This is a genomic window from Sneathiella sp. (genome assembly GCF_002694385.1).
In the GTDB taxonomy this organism is placed as follows: domain Bacteria; phylum Pseudomonadota; class Alphaproteobacteria; order Sneathiellales; family Sneathiellaceae; genus Sneathiella.
Window position 1 is genome coordinate 1 of the sequence record NZ_NZMB01000006.1, and the last position, 14364, is coordinate 14364.

General features: G+C 47.7%; 12 protein-coding genes and 2 pseudogenes. 12 read left to right on the forward strand and 2 right to left on the reverse strand.

Annotated features, from left to right (window positions below; genetic code table 11):
- Positions 1-155: 155 nt before the first annotated feature.
- The 6 genes from CMN55_RS03545 (at position 156) to CMN55_RS03570 (ending at position 6812) form a co-directional block, all read left to right on the forward strand.
- Positions 156-863 (forward strand): IS6 family transposase, encoded by a 708-nt coding sequence (locus tag CMN55_RS03545; RefSeq protein ID WP_293948166.1) that lies wholly within the window; start codon positions 156-158, stop codon positions 861-863.
- Between the two features lie 289 nt (positions 864-1152).
- The gene (locus tag CMN55_RS03550) at positions 1153-1683 is read left to right on the forward strand and encodes a cytochrome b (protein WP_293948167.1); all 531 of its coding nucleotides are present in this window, start codon (positions 1153-1155) and stop codon (positions 1681-1683) included.
- A gap of 192 nt (positions 1684-1875) precedes the next feature.
- Complete coding sequence (locus CMN55_RS03555; RefSeq protein ID WP_293948168.1) at positions 1876-2997, forward strand: IS4 family transposase; 1122 nt, start codon at positions 1876-1878, stop codon at positions 2995-2997.
- A gap of 26 nt (positions 2998-3023) precedes the next feature.
- Positions 3024-4295, forward strand: a complete 1272-nt coding sequence (locus CMN55_RS03560) for an adenylate/guanylate cyclase domain-containing protein (RefSeq protein ID WP_293948169.1) — start codon at positions 3024-3026, stop codon at positions 4293-4295.
- Positions 4296-4333: 38 nt separating this feature from the next.
- Positions 4334-6046, forward strand: coding sequence for a copper resistance system multicopper oxidase (locus tag CMN55_RS03565; RefSeq protein WP_293948170.1), 1713 nt, complete (start codon positions 4334-4336; stop codon positions 6044-6046).
- A 4-nt stretch (positions 6047-6050) separates the two neighbouring features.
- On the forward strand, positions 6051-6812 hold the full coding sequence (locus CMN55_RS03570; RefSeq protein WP_293948171.1) for a copper resistance protein B: 762 nt from the start codon (positions 6051-6053) through the stop codon (positions 6810-6812).
- 381 nt (positions 6813-7193) lie between these two features.
- Here CMN55_RS03570 and CMN55_RS17035 read toward each other — a convergent pair.
- Positions 7194-7811 (reverse strand): annotated as a pseudogene (locus CMN55_RS17035) (IS6 family transposase); the annotation flags it as partial.
- Between CMN55_RS17035 and CMN55_RS03575 the strand changes: the two are divergent.
- The 6 genes and pseudogenes from CMN55_RS03575 to CMN55_RS03600 form a co-directional block, all read left to right on the forward strand.
- Positions 7810-8057: pseudogene (locus CMN55_RS03575) on the forward strand (IS3 family transposase); the annotation flags it as partial. The pseudogenes CMN55_RS17035 and CMN55_RS03575 sit on opposite strands and share 2 nt — an antisense overlap.
- A gap of 305 nt (positions 8058-8362) precedes the next feature.
- A complete protein-coding gene (locus CMN55_RS03580) occupies positions 8363-8527 on the forward strand; it encodes a hypothetical protein (protein WP_293948172.1) in 165 nt (54 codons plus the stop codon).
- A gap of 97 nt (positions 8528-8624) precedes the next feature.
- A complete protein-coding gene (locus tag CMN55_RS03585; protein ID WP_293948173.1) occupies positions 8625-9248 on the forward strand; it encodes a type IV toxin-antitoxin system AbiEi family antitoxin domain-containing protein in 624 nt (207 codons plus the stop codon).
- A complete protein-coding gene (locus CMN55_RS03590; protein WP_293948174.1) occupies positions 9241-10107 on the forward strand; it encodes a nucleotidyl transferase AbiEii/AbiGii toxin family protein in 867 nt (288 codons plus the stop codon). The genes CMN55_RS03585 and CMN55_RS03590 overlap by 8 nt, the downstream gene beginning before the upstream one ends.
- Before the next feature lie 476 nt (positions 10108-10583).
- Positions 10584-11084 (forward strand): antirestriction protein ArdA, encoded by a 501-nt coding sequence (locus tag CMN55_RS03595; protein WP_293948175.1) that lies wholly within the window; start codon positions 10584-10586, stop codon positions 11082-11084.
- 36 nt (positions 11085-11120) lie between these two features.
- Positions 11121-11828 carry an IS6 family transposase gene (locus CMN55_RS03600; RefSeq protein WP_293948176.1) on the forward strand — a complete coding sequence of 236 codons (708 nt, stop codon included), beginning with the start codon at positions 11121-11123 and terminating at the stop codon, positions 11826-11828.
- A 288-nt stretch (positions 11829-12116) separates the two neighbouring features.
- On the opposite strand, the gene CMN55_RS03605 is transcribed toward CMN55_RS03600, so the two are convergent.
- On the reverse strand, positions 12117-14364 hold a 2248-nt coding region (locus CMN55_RS03605), incomplete at its 5' end, for a P-loop ATPase, Sll1717 family (protein WP_293948177.1).

The following is a 14364-nucleotide window of genomic DNA, read 5'->3' on the forward strand; positions in this document are numbered from 1 at the left end:
GCAACAACGAAAGGGGATGCATCAATTCCTTCAAGAATGGGCGACAAAAGGTGAGTTCCCGAAATGTCGTTGTATTCCCAGGGTTCATATCGTGTGGGGGCACTGTCAGAAGAAAATGGATTGTCGTCCTAATTGTCATTTTCTACTCTCCTTGAATGAAAAATCATAATCCATTCCGGTATTTCAAAACCTCTCCAGAAGTCATCCGCCTCGCGGTAATGATGTACATCAGGTTTCCGCTTTCTTTACGAAATGTTGAAGATCTTCTTCATGAACGGGGCATAGATATTTGTCATGAAACAGTCCGCTATTGGTGGAATAAATTTGGCCCAATCTTCGCAAGTGAAATTCGAAAGAAACGACTTCATCCTCCCCAAAATCATTCCAACTGGCGATGGCATATGGACGAAGTATTTGTGAAGATCAACGGAGAAACTCATTATCTGTGGCGAGCCGTTGATCACGAGGGGGAAGTGTTGGAATGCTTTGTTTCTAAGCGCCGCGATCGTAAGGCAGCCCTGGTGTTTCTTAAGAAAATTATGAAACGGTACGGAAAACCATCTGAAATAGTAACGGATAGATTACGTTCATATCGTGCTGCGATGAAGGTAGTTGGTAATGAAGCATCGCAAGAAACAGGCCGTTGGAAGAACAATCGCTGTGAAAACTCCCATCTCCCATTCCGACGAAGAGAACAGGCGATGTTGCAATTCAGGCGCCGGCGAAGTTTGCAGAAATTCGTATCAGTCCACGCATCAGTCCATAACCACTTCAACACCGAACGCCATCTCAACTCAAGAACCACATTTAAAGTTCAACGCGACGTTGCTCTTGCTGAGTGGCGACAACTTGGTGCTGCATAATTGAGGTACTTTTTTATGCCATTTTATGCCAAACAGAGACTACGTCGCATTAGTCTGACAGCACCTTGCCGCTTAATATCAACCAACCAGATGGAACCGATGCTCCGTTAATTTACGCAGCCTTCAGTGACAAATGTTCTGACGACGGACAATGGGCGTCAGTTCTGTCGGTGTCCTTTCTGAAACCATACAAAACCGTAAATTGACGATTTAGAGTTCGTGGCATATAGTGAAATTGGCAGATAGGCGTTCCTCAACGACCCTTCGCAATTTTTATCAAGGAGTCGTTATGATTAATTCATCAATCGCAAATCTACCCAATGAAGATCGTTGGACCCGTCTCAACATCACGCTCCACTGGTTAATCGTGGTACTGTTGGCATTTCAATTTTTCATTGGTGAATGGATGGTTGCATTTTTTGATGGTGGGATTGAAGGCAAGACGATGGATGCCCTTACGGTTACTTTCGGGTATCTTCATGTGGTCATTGGTCTATCGATTTTTGTGGCGATCGCGTTACGTCTGTGGGATCGTTTAGCGCATGGCCGACCACCTCATTGGGAGGGCGAACCGAACTGGGCGTCTGTGCTGGCCCGTATTACTCATTTCGGACTCTACGCCCTTTTGCTGATTATGCCCTTGGCAGGCCTGGTATCCTGGTGGTTCAGCAATGAGTGGATCGGCGACCAACACGTTCTTGCGTCGAACGTGTTGATGGCATTCGTCGCTCTCCATATTGCTGGCGCGTTAGCCAATCACTTCTGGTTCAAAACAGACGTATTGCGCCGTATTTTGCCCGGTCAGGGACGCAAGACTTAAGGTCGGTCAGCAATGATTTATGAACCGATGGTGCGGGTTGAACTTCAGGGTTTTAAAACTTTAGCAATTACTGCTTTAGTTGGTTCGTCTATTGAAATTGTATGATAGTTTTCACAGTACCCGACAAATTAGGATAAAGCCATGAAGTGATTCATACTTTCTGATTCTTTTTCAACGAGAGATCTGGAAGTTATGCAAAAATCACTGACACAAGCCTTATCCCAATTTGTAGCAAATCACATTTCGCTTTGGCGAACAAGGCGAGAAACACTGGTTTGGCTGGTTACACTGATTATTGAAACAGGAACGGTCAATTTGTGGCGACTTGCAGGTCATGTTGACACAAAGGCACAGACCCTATCGGTTCATCGCCGTTTTGAGCGTTTTTTCCAACACATCCAACTTGATGGAGCAAGCACCGCCCGATTACTGGTTCAAATTATGGGGCTGTCGGGTAAACCGTGGGACTTGGCGTTGGACCGTACAAACTGGAAATTCGGTCGTTGCCACATCAATATTTTGATGCTCGGCATCGTTCATGGCAAAGTCTGTCTTCCTCTGTTTTGGGTTTTGCTTGATAAGGCGGGAAATTCCAATGTGGTCGAACGCATAGATTTAATGGCGAAATTCAAGGAGTCTTTTCCAGACCAGCCCATTGCCTCTCTTACAGCAGACCGTGAATTTATCGGGGACAAATGGCTGGATTGGTTGCATGAACACGGAATCCGCTTTGCCATTCGACTGAAAGAAAACATGATGATCTGGCAAGAAGGCTACGCTCCCATTAAATTATCCACCCCAGCCAGCCACCTCAAAAAAGGGAAAACTCACCGTCTGAACGGCTTTTGGTTTTTGGGCAGGGTTGAGGAAGAAACAGCAACACCTGTAAAAATCAGTATGATGCGATTGAAGACGGGCGAAATGCTGATTGTTGCCTCCAACCTTATGAAATCTAATCAGATATTGCCGACTTATCGCAAGCGTTGGGGAATTGAAACGTTGTTCTCCTGCTTGAAAAAAAGAGGGCTGGGACTGGAAGATACCCATATGACAAACCCGAAAAAGCTCAGCACGTTGGTTGCTATTCTGGCGATTGCTTTTTGCTTGGCTTATAAAACGGGAATTTGGGCGGCTCGATTAAAACCTATCCGTCAAAAAGCTCATGGACGCTTGCAACGTTCTCTGTTTTCTTTGGGATTGAACGCGTTGAGAAAACTCGTCAAAAAATTCCAAACAACGGAAATTGCTGAATTCATTGCATTGTTGATGAGCGGTAAAATAGCCCGAAATTCTGTTATATGCTTGATTTTATGAAAGAGTCGGGTACTGTGGATAGTTTTATGAAAATCGTTATTCCTCGACCGATCCAAGACAAACCATATCCGCTCTTGCGGAACTTTATACTATTTGTTGTGCCCTTTGTTCTGATTGGCGGCATTGGTCTTACGCTCTCGTTAAAAAGTAGGGTCGGAGCAAACATGGAGATTTTTCACGCCGAACACGATCAGCAAAGCGTGTATAATATTGCCTCCGAGCTGCGCAAAAAGCACCCCGAAGGTTGGAGTAAATTGTTCTCAGGGAAATCAAGCAAACTTGAAGATGAAATCGTACACGAGATGGAAACCCGTGGGATTCATTGCCTTTCCATACAGAGCATTCAGGGGAAACCCCTTTTCAATCGCTCAATCTTAGACAGTTGCAAACTACCCGAAATGAAACTATTCGAGGATGTTCTCCAAACGGGACTTCCCCAGCTATACGAAGACGTTGTTCATCAGGGTTATTGGTCGACGTTTACGGTTTTCTACGATACTGATTCAAACAAACGCTTTCTCTTCGCTGTGTCGCGTCCCAGTCGACGATTTGAAAATACGGTGAGCCAGATTTCAACGAACGATGCTGTTTGGTTTGGCGTCTTGTTAATCCTCTCAACATTTATTGCTTACGGTCTGATCCATCGTGCTCAACGTTCACTGAACGTTTCGTTTGCATCGATGGTAAATGCCCGCGAGCAGTTACAGCGCTTTTTGTCCAAAGCTGCACGGGCTAATGTGTCAGAAGGGCAATCTTCAGCGATAAAGCATCAAGCAGTGGTGCTCTTTGCTGACCTTCGAAATTTCAGTGGGTATGCCGAGACACACAGTGTTGAGGAAACTGCAGATTTGATTGATCGCTTTGTTACGGCTGTGACCGATGCGGTCGAAAGTCATGGTGGCGATGTCGACAAATTACTCGGAGATGGAATGCTTGCTTGGTTTACCGGTGAAGGAGCTACCGACAATGCAATGCAGGCCGCAATCCACTGCATTGAGAATTGCAGTGATCTTCCTCGACGTCCGGGAATCGGACTTTTTGAGGGAGAGGTCATAGCGGCCACATTGGGAAAAGGAGATCGAATGGATTTCACCATTCTTGGGCGCGCAGTCAATTTGGCCTCTCGTTTGTGTTCAAAATCAGCTGAGGACGAAATTACGGCGTCTAAATCGATGAGATTTGGCGATTTTCATCAACTGGATGGCATCGCGACTGACACTGTGTCTCTCAAGAACCATTCACAAACAATTGAAATCAAAAAATACAGTTTGAAAAACGAGATTAACCCACTAGCCTGATGGCTACTGGCCCGCAGGTGTAAAAATGAAAGATTCCAATGAACCGACGGAAATTTAACTTAGCATTGTTCCGCGCAAGCTCGGCTGTGCTTCTGAGTAAAATCCTACCCTCTTATGCGTCTGCGGCGGAATCAATTTCTGGAGCCGCCAAAAAATCATTCGACCTCACGATCGGAAAGACCCGCTTGAAAATTGGTGGTCGGTTGGCGCGTGGAATTACCGTCAACCGGAGTATTCCGGGACCTCTGCTAAGGTTTAAAGAAGGGGATGACGTCACGATCAATGTGACCAACACTTTGGGGGAGGATAGTTCAATTCACTGGCATGGACTGATCCTGCCAAACAATATGGACGGAGTGCCGAAAGTCACATTTCCCGGTATTTCGCCTGGTGAAACTTTTACCTACAAGATTCCTATCCGACAAAGCGGGACATACTGGTACCACAGCCACTCTGGGCTTCAGGAGCAATCTGGGCACTACGGCCCGATCATTATTGATCCCAAAAAGCCTGATCCATTTTCTTATGATAGCGACCACGTTGTCATGTTGTCGGACTGGACTTTTGACAATCCATATAGGGTACTGCGCAAGCTCAAGACAATCCCCGGATATTACAACTATCAAAAACAAACGGTCGTGGATTTTTTTAAAAGCATCGCCAAGAACGGCGCGAAAGCAACCCTCGCAGATCGAAAACGGTGGGGCCGAATGCGAATGGACCCCACTGATATAGCCGACGTCACTGGTGCTACCTATCACTACCTAATGAATGGAAAGACGGGTGGGCAAAATTGGACAGGCCTGTTTCGGCCCGGAGAGAAAGTGAGGCTACGTTTCATCAATGCAGCAGCCATGACCTATTTTGACATCCGCATACCAGGATTGAAGATGACTGTCGTCCAAGCCGATGGTCAGAATATCAAACCAGTTTCAGTTGATGAATTCCGGATAGCTGTTGCCGAGACGTTTGACGTAATAGTCGAACCCAATGCCGATCAAGCCTATACAATATTTGCCGAGACCATGGATCGCAGCGGTTATGCACGGGGCACGCTTGCGCCCCGCAAGGGGATGAAGGCGTCAATTCCTCCACAACGCGAACGCCCGGTGCGAACCATGGCGAGTATGGGAATGATGCCAGCTGCAATGGATATGCAAGGTGGTGCCATGAAAGATGGTATGGCTATGCAGGGTATGAAAGGCATGAAAAAAATGGCTGGCGGGAAGTCTTATCGGCATGGTCAGGGCCGGCATTTACCGGGCAATGCGATGGTGTCCATGTTTGCAACCGACCAGACCAGCAACCCGGGCAACGGATTGGAAAATGTAGGCCACCGGGTTCTGACCTATCGAGATTTACGTAGCCTTGTGCCTTATCGGGATCGACGTAAGCCTGCGAGAGAAATTGAGCTTCACCTGACAGGGGTGATGGAAAGATATATGTGGTCGTTCGATGGGAAGAAATTCTCCGAGGTCGATGGCCCAATTCAATTTCAGCAAGGTGAACGACTCCGTCTGATTTTGAGAAACGACACTATGATGGAGCATCCTATCCATTTGCACGGCATGTGGATGGAGGTCGAAAATGGTCAAGGCCGTTATCTCCCAAGAAAACATACAGTCAATATCAAGCCTGCCGAGCAATTGACCGTTCGAATAACAGCAGATGCCCCCGGCGATTGGGCATTCCATTGTCACCTTCTCTACCATCTAGAGATGGGTATGTTTCGTGTTGTGAGGGTTTCTTAAGATTATGGAAAATTCAGTGATAAAAACGTTTGAAAGAAATAAGGTTGCGCTGCTTGGTTCAGCTCTACTCGTAGCTCTTTTGTTACAAACCCATTCGGCTTCTGCTCAAGTTATGGATACGGAGCGATATGGATCAATATTGGCGGATCAACTGGAATTTAGGAAAAATCAGGGCACTGATACATTCAAATGGGATGTTCAGGGCTGGTATGGTGGCGACTATAACAAGCTGTGGGTCAAGACAGAAGGGGAAACAACACTGTCTTCGAATAGATCAGGAAATGCTGAAGTGCAGGTGCTTTACAGCAAATTGATCGCCCCATTTTTCGATTTGCAAATTGGTGCGCGCTATGACCGCACATTTGGTCCAGGGCCAGATATGTCTAGAAGTTTTGCTGTCCTTGGGATTCAGGGATTGGCGCCCTACTGGTTTGAATTGGAACCGGCATTATTCCTGAGTGAAAACGGAGATGTCTCTGGTCGCTTCGTTGGCAGTTATGATTGGCTCTTTACCCAACGTTTGATCGCACAAGGGCGTTTAGAATCGAACTTTGCACTACAAGAAGTTCCCAAATTTGGTGTGGGGTCCGGCATCAACGACGTGGGTGCGGGTTTACGGTTACGATACGAAGTGACTCGTGAGTTTGCACCTTACGTTGGTGTTTCGTGGTCACGGAAGTTTGGTGGGAGTGCTAACTTTGCACGTGCAGGTGGAGAACGTATCGAAAATACGTCTCTGAATTTGGGAATTCGTTGGCGTTTTTAATGACAGCAGAGACGCCGACATTGAACGTCGCAGGCGGTTTTATCGCATAAGGAATGGAGCAGGCACTGACTGGTCGACAGCCGCGACGGCGCCTCCATGGTGAGATATAGCCTGGTCACCATACGGGAGCAGACCTCCATCGCTAACGTCAGCAACGGGCGCCTGATGGGTTCGCGCGTCTCTTCGTCGACGAGAAAGACGTCGGCCTTCGTATGGTCGATCTCAACAGTCTCCAGCGGACAAGAGGAGCTAAACGTTCCGGAAACGGCAGTTGTCGCTTTCTCGATCCTGTTCTCGCCACGAGGTGCTGTCAGACGAATGCAACCTCGTCTCTGTTTCGCGTAAATTGGCGATAAGGTACCACTATCATGCCGCGCTAAGTTACTGCCACTCAGCCAGTGCAGCATTTCTCTGAAGCTTGAATGTTTCTCTGTTGTTTAGGCGGCGCTCATGATTGAAATGGTTATGGAATGACGAGTGGATTGAAACGAATTTCGGCAAACTTCGCAGGCGCTTGAATTGCAGCATCGCCTGCTCTCGTCGTCGGAATGGTAGATGGGAGTTTTCACAACGATTGTTCAACCAGCGGCTAACCTCTTGAACCTCTGCATTTCCGATGGTCTTCATAGCGGCACGATATGAACGTAATCTATCCGTTACTATTTCATTTCGTTTCCCATAGCGTTTCATAATTTTCTTAAGAAATACAATGGCTGTCCTGCGATCGCGGCGCTTAGAAACAAAGCATTCCAACATTTCGCTCTCGTGGTCGACGGCTCGCCACAGATAATGAGTTTGTCCATTTATCTTCACAAATACTTCGTCCAGGAGCCATCTCCAGTCGGAATGATTCTGGAAGGGATAAATACGTTTCTTACGTATTTCACTTGCGAACAACGGACCGAACCGGTTCCATCAATAACGCACAGTCCCATGGCAAATGTCGATGCCGCGTTCATGAAGAAGGTCTTCGACATTGCGAAGTGAAAGTGGAAACCTGGAGGCTGGAAAGCGGCGGTTGGCAGGAGATACGGTGCGGGCCGCCAGTACAGATGAGGTGCGTGATCTGCGCGCGCAAGCGCGTGATCTGAAGGAGGTTGTCGCGGAGCAAACGCTGGAGATGCGCCTTCTCAAAAAAAGCATGATCGGGGATGGGGGAGGAGAAGAATGAGATATCCTGCATCAGAAAAGCTGGAGATTATCAGGATCGTTGAGCAATCCCATTTGCCAGCACGCAAAACACTGGGCCTTATAGAAGCGTTGTTAGTTGGTATTGCCAAGGCGCAACCTAAGAAAACAATGGCCAGCCTTAAATTGTTGAATGAACTGCGGGCCAGTGTGGTTGGTAGACGGATGGACCTTTCAACCTCATAGGGCAGTATTTGGCCGCTGGTGAGAGGCCCTTTGACGGCATTGTCATGTGTGGACCTATAACGCCGAGGAGAAAAGATCTCGCGCTCTTCATGCGGGAAGGATTTCCGGACGGCAACGCTGCGTTCAAACGCGCGCGTAAACAATTTCAAGAGTTGATTACAAAGGCGACCTAAACCATGGTCACCATCGGCACAGTCACCGAAACCGAAGTCAGCGCGCCCGACTACCGTGTCTATGCAGGCGGGGCGGAGCTCGCCGTTGATCCGAACGGCCTTCTTCGAAAATGGAAACGAAAGCACAGGGGTGACGATGGAACCGGATTCTCAATGTCTGATACTTAGTATAGCGAGTGTATCTGAAGCTTTTTCATTGGAAATTGGTTCCCACTATGTTACAAAACCTCGGACATAAATAAATTTTGTCCGAGGTTTTGTAACAATGTCCAAGGCGCCGACACAGACGCAACGAGAGAAACTGCTAGCCTATATGGCCCGCCACCCGCTCGCGCGACCCCGTGACCTGCGCGAGGCCGGAGTCACCGGCACTGCGATAAAACGCGTTATGGCCGACGGCGATATTATTAGGATCGGTCGAGGACTCTACCAGCTCTCAGAGACCGATATCGAGTTTAACGCTAGTCTCGCGGAAGTCAGCAAGCAGGCGCCAAAGGCCATTATCTGTCTCATGTCGGCGCTAGCATTTCACGGGCTCACGGATCAACTGCCGCGCAAGGTGTGGATCGCCATTGGCGCCAAAGATTGGAAACCGAAAATCTCCTATCCGCGAACGCGAACGGTACGGTTTCGAGAGCCTTACTTCTCGAAAGGTGTAGAAAGGTTTGAAATCGGCAATGTTGACGTAAAAATATACTCCGTTGCCAAATCGATTGCGGACGCCTTTCGAAACCCAAAACTGGTCGATCGCTCCGTAGCGATTGAGTGCCTTAAGACCGCTCTAGAAACGCGCAAAGCGTCGCCAGCTAGTCTAGCAAATGCCGCAGAAAATTATGGGACCGGCAAACTGATGCGCCCCTATCTGGAGGCGCTGACATCCAATGGCTAAGCAACCGAAAAATATAGCCGCATCCGTTCGGCAGCGCTTGCTGAACCTGGCGCGCGAAGAGCAGCGCGTCTTTAATGTCGTTCTCGTCGCTTTCGGTTTGGAGAGATTGATCTATCGCCTCTCCATTTCTGACTACCGGGACCGGTTTGTTCTAAAAGGAGGAATGCTCGTTACGCTTTGGACCAAGGATCCAGGACGATTTACACGCGACGTAGATTTTCTCGGTTTTGGTGATGATGACGAGGGGCAATTAAAAGCAGCGTTCGCGAAAATCCTCGCTATGGACGTCAATGATGGACTCACATTCGACGTCGCTGATATCTCGGCATCTGATATTAGAGAAGATCAAGTCTATGGCGGCAAGCGTTTGAAGACGACTGCCTATCTGGGGAAAACACGCATTCCGATCACGATAGATCTTGGTTTCGGTGATGCACTAGGCGATCCAAAATTCGAAATCGAATATACTTCACTGCTCGACTTCGAGTTGGCGAAAATCCGGGCATACTCGCCAGCCACAGTGATTGCTGAGAAATTCCAAGCCGTTGTCGATCTTGGCGTGGTGAACGGACGAATGAAGGATTTTTACGACCTCTGGGCCGTGCCGAAAGTCAAAGAAATCCCGGACGACGAGCTCGCGCGCACGCTCAAATCTACATTTGATAGGAGACAAACAGCAATTCCAACCGACAGACCACCTGGTTTATCGGAAGAGTTCGCCACCGAACCTACGAAGGTTACTCAATGGACTGCCTATGCTGAATCCACCGAACTTGAGGGCGTTTCACTAGAAGGTGTGGTTGAAGAAATCTGGGAACGGCTCGCCCCTATTTGTCTAGCCGCTTCCAAACTCTCATGACTTTGGAGCTATCTGGGGCCATAATCGGAAAATCGGATAGCAGACGGGTAGCTTCGAAAATCAACTGTGCCAGGTGCGAAGGCATCGAATCCGTCAGTGACGGAGATATTTCTACCGTGATGAGCGAAATAATATCTTGCAATGGCGATATTGGCATTGTCTGCAGATACTGACCGAAGTTTCCGCTCAATTCTCCACTTTGCCCGTGTGCTACACATTTCTCAAGTGATGTATTTATTGGTGGGTCTAGGCGGTCGTGCCATTTCGTTGGCTTCTATGCTCCTTTAGCCATCGAAGAAAATACGGGGACTAGCAACATATTCGTATAATTTCCTCATCTCCTCGTTTTGAAGCTGTGCGGCTTTATCGGCTGCACCCGCCGTCGCAACCGACCTTCCGCTCCATATCCGTGAAGGCAATTGCTCCTGCGTGCTGTCAGCCAAGTCCTTCCTTGCATCAAAACAAGGAGACAGAAAATGACGAATACATATCATGCAGCCCCCTACGATATTTCCGCCACCGGTTTTTATTTCGAAACCTATGAGGAATACGCAAGAAGAGCAGCTTTGCACCGCAACCGTTATGGCGATCCTGTTGAGGAATATGAAATCCAGTTCATTGAGGGAGATAATTACAAACTCTTCGAAGCCCTGAGCATTCATCAGGCAAACTTGAAACAATGGTTTGATGATTTTGAGCAGCTTGAGAGTGAGGATCAGATCAAAGCGATTTATCTCGCCGAAGATCTAAGCTGCGATATGGACAATATTCTAGACAGGCTAGAGGATGTTATCCTGTTCGAAGGCACTGCAGAAGAATATACCGAGACCTACCTGGAAGATACCGGCTTACTCGATCAAATCCCGGAAAATCTCCGATATTATTTCGATACTAAAGCATTCGCCCGAGATCTGGTTCTGGGCGGTGATATTACCGAACTTGAGATTGATGGTAGGGGTACTGTCAGAAGAAAATAGCTTGTCGCCTTATCTGTCGTTTCTTACTTTCTCTGAATGACAGAACATAATCCTTTCCGGTATTTCAAAACCTCACCTGAGATCATCCGCCTTGCGGTGATGATGTATGTCAGGTTTCCGCTTTCTCTACGAAATGTCGAAGACCTTCTTCATGAACGGGGCATCGATGTCTGTCATGAAACAATCCGTTATTGGTGGAACAGATTTGGGCCGATGTTCGCCAGTGAGATCCGGAAGAGACGACGTCATCCTTCACCTAATCATTCCAACTGGAGGTGGCACCTGGACGAAGTATTCGTGAAGATAAATGGAGAAACCCATTATCTGTGGCGGGCCGTTGATCACGAGGGAGAAGTTCTGGAAGCCTATGTTTCTCGGCGTCGCGATCGCAAGGCAGCCCTGGTATTCTTCAAGAAACTTATGAAACGGTATGGAAAACCTCATGTGATTGTAACGGACAGATTGCGTTCATATCGTGCCGCTATGAAGACCATCGGAAATGCCGAGGTTCAAGAGGTTGGCCAATGGAAGAACAATCGCTGTGAAAACTCCCATCTCCCGTTCCGACGAAGAGAGCAGGCGATGCTGAAATTCAGATGCTTGAAAAGCTTGCAAAAATTCGTCTCAATCCACTCATCAGTCCATAATCACTTCAACCATGAACGCCACCTAACCAGCAGAGAAGAATTTAAACTTCAGAGAAACGCTGCACTGGTCGAGTGGCGGCAGCTTAGCGCGGCATAGTGGAAGGGCTTTCGGGCCATTTTACGCTAAACAGAGACGAGGTCGCATTAGTCTGACAGCACCACTTTCGCACGACTACGCTTCTTAGTCGCTCTGGGCGGAAAGCTGACCTTCGCTGCATGNGCGACAAGGCCAGCGGTAAAGATGGAAACGGACGTACTAAATCAGTGAGCTCAGCTACAACAAAAAAATAAAGGTGTGCCGTCTAGTGTGGGAGTGTTTCTGCCCCAAAAAGTAAGGCGTACGTTCAACAGCCAATCCTTAAAGGCTACCATGTAACGGCATTTTCTATTTTAGCGCAAAGGATGACTGTTGTTCAAACAGTTGATCTTTTATTTCAAGAGCAGGGGCGAAGGCGGGATTCAACACGAAACGTGCCTCCGTTCCAAGACGTGTCACCCTAATAAGTATTTGCTTCAAGTCATACCCAACATCAAAAATATACTGATCCTTATCGTCTAAGCGCAGGCCAATGACCCCGTGGTAAAGCAAGAAATTGCGTATAGTTTCCTGCCTCTCTTCCGGAATGGCCGCCTCCGACATGACGTTATAAAGCTGATCCACAGTGATGATGGATGGGCTGTCAATAAAATAGTAGAGCAGGTCCTTTGCGTCTGGGAAAACGTCACTCAACTCCCTGTCCAATTCAATGAGCAAGTCCTGCGAATAGGTTTTTAGCCCCTTATAGAAATCTTCTTGGTCGATTTTCTCTTTTCGAAAATTGACAGCGAATGCGCGAGCATGACCGAACAATTTCAGTACGTTACGAGGTCGCATCAGTGAACGATCAATGAGAAAACTAGAGGTTTCTTCGCCAAACACGTGAGATTCCGATATCCCCGCCCAAATATCTTGGAAGCCGGCCTCTTTAAACTCCTCGTCTAAGTTTGAAATCAATCTCAGTCTCAACAACTCTCTTAATAAATCGGTGTCGCTCCAGTCAAGGGTAGCCCGCATTTCCTTCCCATAGTCTGGCGAATTTGCCATCAAATGCTGATAAACATCGTTCCTAACAAAAACGATGCATCGGAACTCGTGGCCCCGCTTCTGCATGTCTCGCTCAACCTTCCGGCTGGCGTCAATCAAACACCTCAGCGTAATGGCATCGGTCCTATCCACCCCGATAGTGGACCAGCTCTTATCCAAGTTATCGAACAGCACCAAGATGTTGCGCTTGTGTTCCAAATACCGGGATAAGGCTTTTTTGAGTGCTTTCAGATCATGGGTGTAAAGCAACTCAGTCAGATTTTGCCCGGTGATCTTGTTCTCGTTCTCGTGAACCTTAGAGGAGTAATTCTCAGACAAGCGTTGGGAAAGCTGCATTATACGCTCTGAAAAATCTCCTTCTGAAATCCCCTCACTGCCCGTGTAAATGCTCTCTAGTTTCTCGTATAGGTCACGGATGTTGTGGTTAAATCTATGAGAATTTCGATCCTTTTCGAGAAGTTTGTAGGTGACTTCCAGAAGGATTAGGTATTCCCAAAACGCAGTAATCAGATGCTGTTTTGACCCTTCGGCCAAATGCTCTAAAATCTCATCTTTAAGCTTGAGGAGTTGATAACTTTCGGGCTTTAAGTCGACGACAATATTCCTCTTGTCGGACCGGGTTGTATCCCGCAAACGAATGAAAAGCGCAGTTTTTCCCGAACCCTTTCGGCCGACCACAAGATTTACCTCGCCTCTGGAGGCTCTGAGGTATTGATCTGTTTGCAAGTAGTAGTTCTCCAGAGTTGTCATCTCATTCTCGGCTGTGGGATCGCCGACGGAAATTCGCCCTAGCAAGTTCGGGGCAATGATTGGGGGGGGCGACGACTCTTGGAGCTTAGCATTAATTTCGGGACAAAAATCAGCGACAATATCCACTATATCATTCTGATCTTTATAGAGTTTCGCCTTATCCCTAACGTCCAGCGGGGTTTCTGCCATATACGGCGACAAAAGGAGGGATGGCTTGTTCATCCCATCGGCCAAACCAGCAATGAATAGTGCACGCACTGTCTGCTCGATGTTATCGTCATCCAGCATAGTAATAACGCCAGCCGATTGGGCTACTTGCGCTATAGCGTCAGTTGCAGAAAGTCGCACGTCTTCCGTCGAGGAAAACGATCTGTAACGATACCGCGCTTTCTTTACGCGGCCAATCAGATGTGTTGAAGCCGAAGACTTGCCATTGTTTGGCATTACGTAAACAGGAGCTTTGTTGTTAACTGTAACTTCAAATGGCAAGGCATGGTTTGAAACATGGCTGGTCAACTTATTGCGAAGATCATCCTCGGTCCGATAGCTTGAATACCCTATTGTATCAAAGATTCCCACGGTCTTTGCGATATCCCAGTCGCCTTCGTAATCGCTATTTCTGATCAGCAGAACCTTCTTTTTCCGACCGATTGCAAAGCCAATTTCGTAAACCACGTTCGGGTTCAAATAGGTAATGTCGGCAACAACGAAAGGGGATGCATCAATTCCTTCAAGAATGGGCGACAAAAGGTGAGTTCCCGAAATGTCGTTGTATTCCCAGGGTTCATATCGTGTGGGG

Excerpts from the sequence above, each read along its gene's own strand:
- CMN55_RS03545 (WP_293948166.1), top strand. The coding sequence starts at position 156 with ATGAAAAATCATAATCCATTCCGGTATTTCAAAACCTCTCCAGAAGTC.
- CMN55_RS03550 (WP_293948167.1), top strand. The coding sequence starts at position 1,153 with ATGATTAATTCATCAATCGCAAATCTACCCAATGAAGATCGTTGGACC.
- CMN55_RS03555 (WP_293948168.1), top strand. The coding sequence starts at position 1,876 with ATGCAAAAATCACTGACACAAGCCTTATCCCAATTTGTAGCAAATCAC.
- CMN55_RS03560 (WP_293948169.1), top strand. The coding sequence starts at position 3,024 with ATGAAAATCGTTATTCCTCGACCGATCCAAGACAAACCATATCCGCTC.
- CMN55_RS03565 (WP_293948170.1), top strand. The coding sequence starts at position 4,334 with ATGAACCGACGGAAATTTAACTTAGCATTGTTCCGCGCAAGCTCGGCT.
- CMN55_RS03570 (WP_293948171.1), top strand. The coding sequence starts at position 6,051 with ATGGAAAATTCAGTGATAAAAACGTTTGAAAGAAATAAGGTTGCGCTG.
- CMN55_RS03580 (WP_293948172.1), top strand. The coding sequence starts at position 8,363 with ATGGTCACCATCGGCACAGTCACCGAAACCGAAGTCAGCGCGCCCGAC.
- CMN55_RS03585 (WP_293948173.1), top strand. The coding sequence starts at position 8,625 with ATGTCCAAGGCGCCGACACAGACGCAACGAGAGAAACTGCTAGCCTAT.
- CMN55_RS03590 (WP_293948174.1), top strand. The coding sequence starts at position 9,241 with ATGGCTAAGCAACCGAAAAATATAGCCGCATCCGTTCGGCAGCGCTTG.
- CMN55_RS03595 (WP_293948175.1), top strand. The coding sequence starts at position 10,584 with ATGACGAATACATATCATGCAGCCCCCTACGATATTTCCGCCACCGGT.
- CMN55_RS03600 (WP_293948176.1), top strand. The coding sequence starts at position 11,121 with ATGACAGAACATAATCCTTTCCGGTATTTCAAAACCTCACCTGAGATC.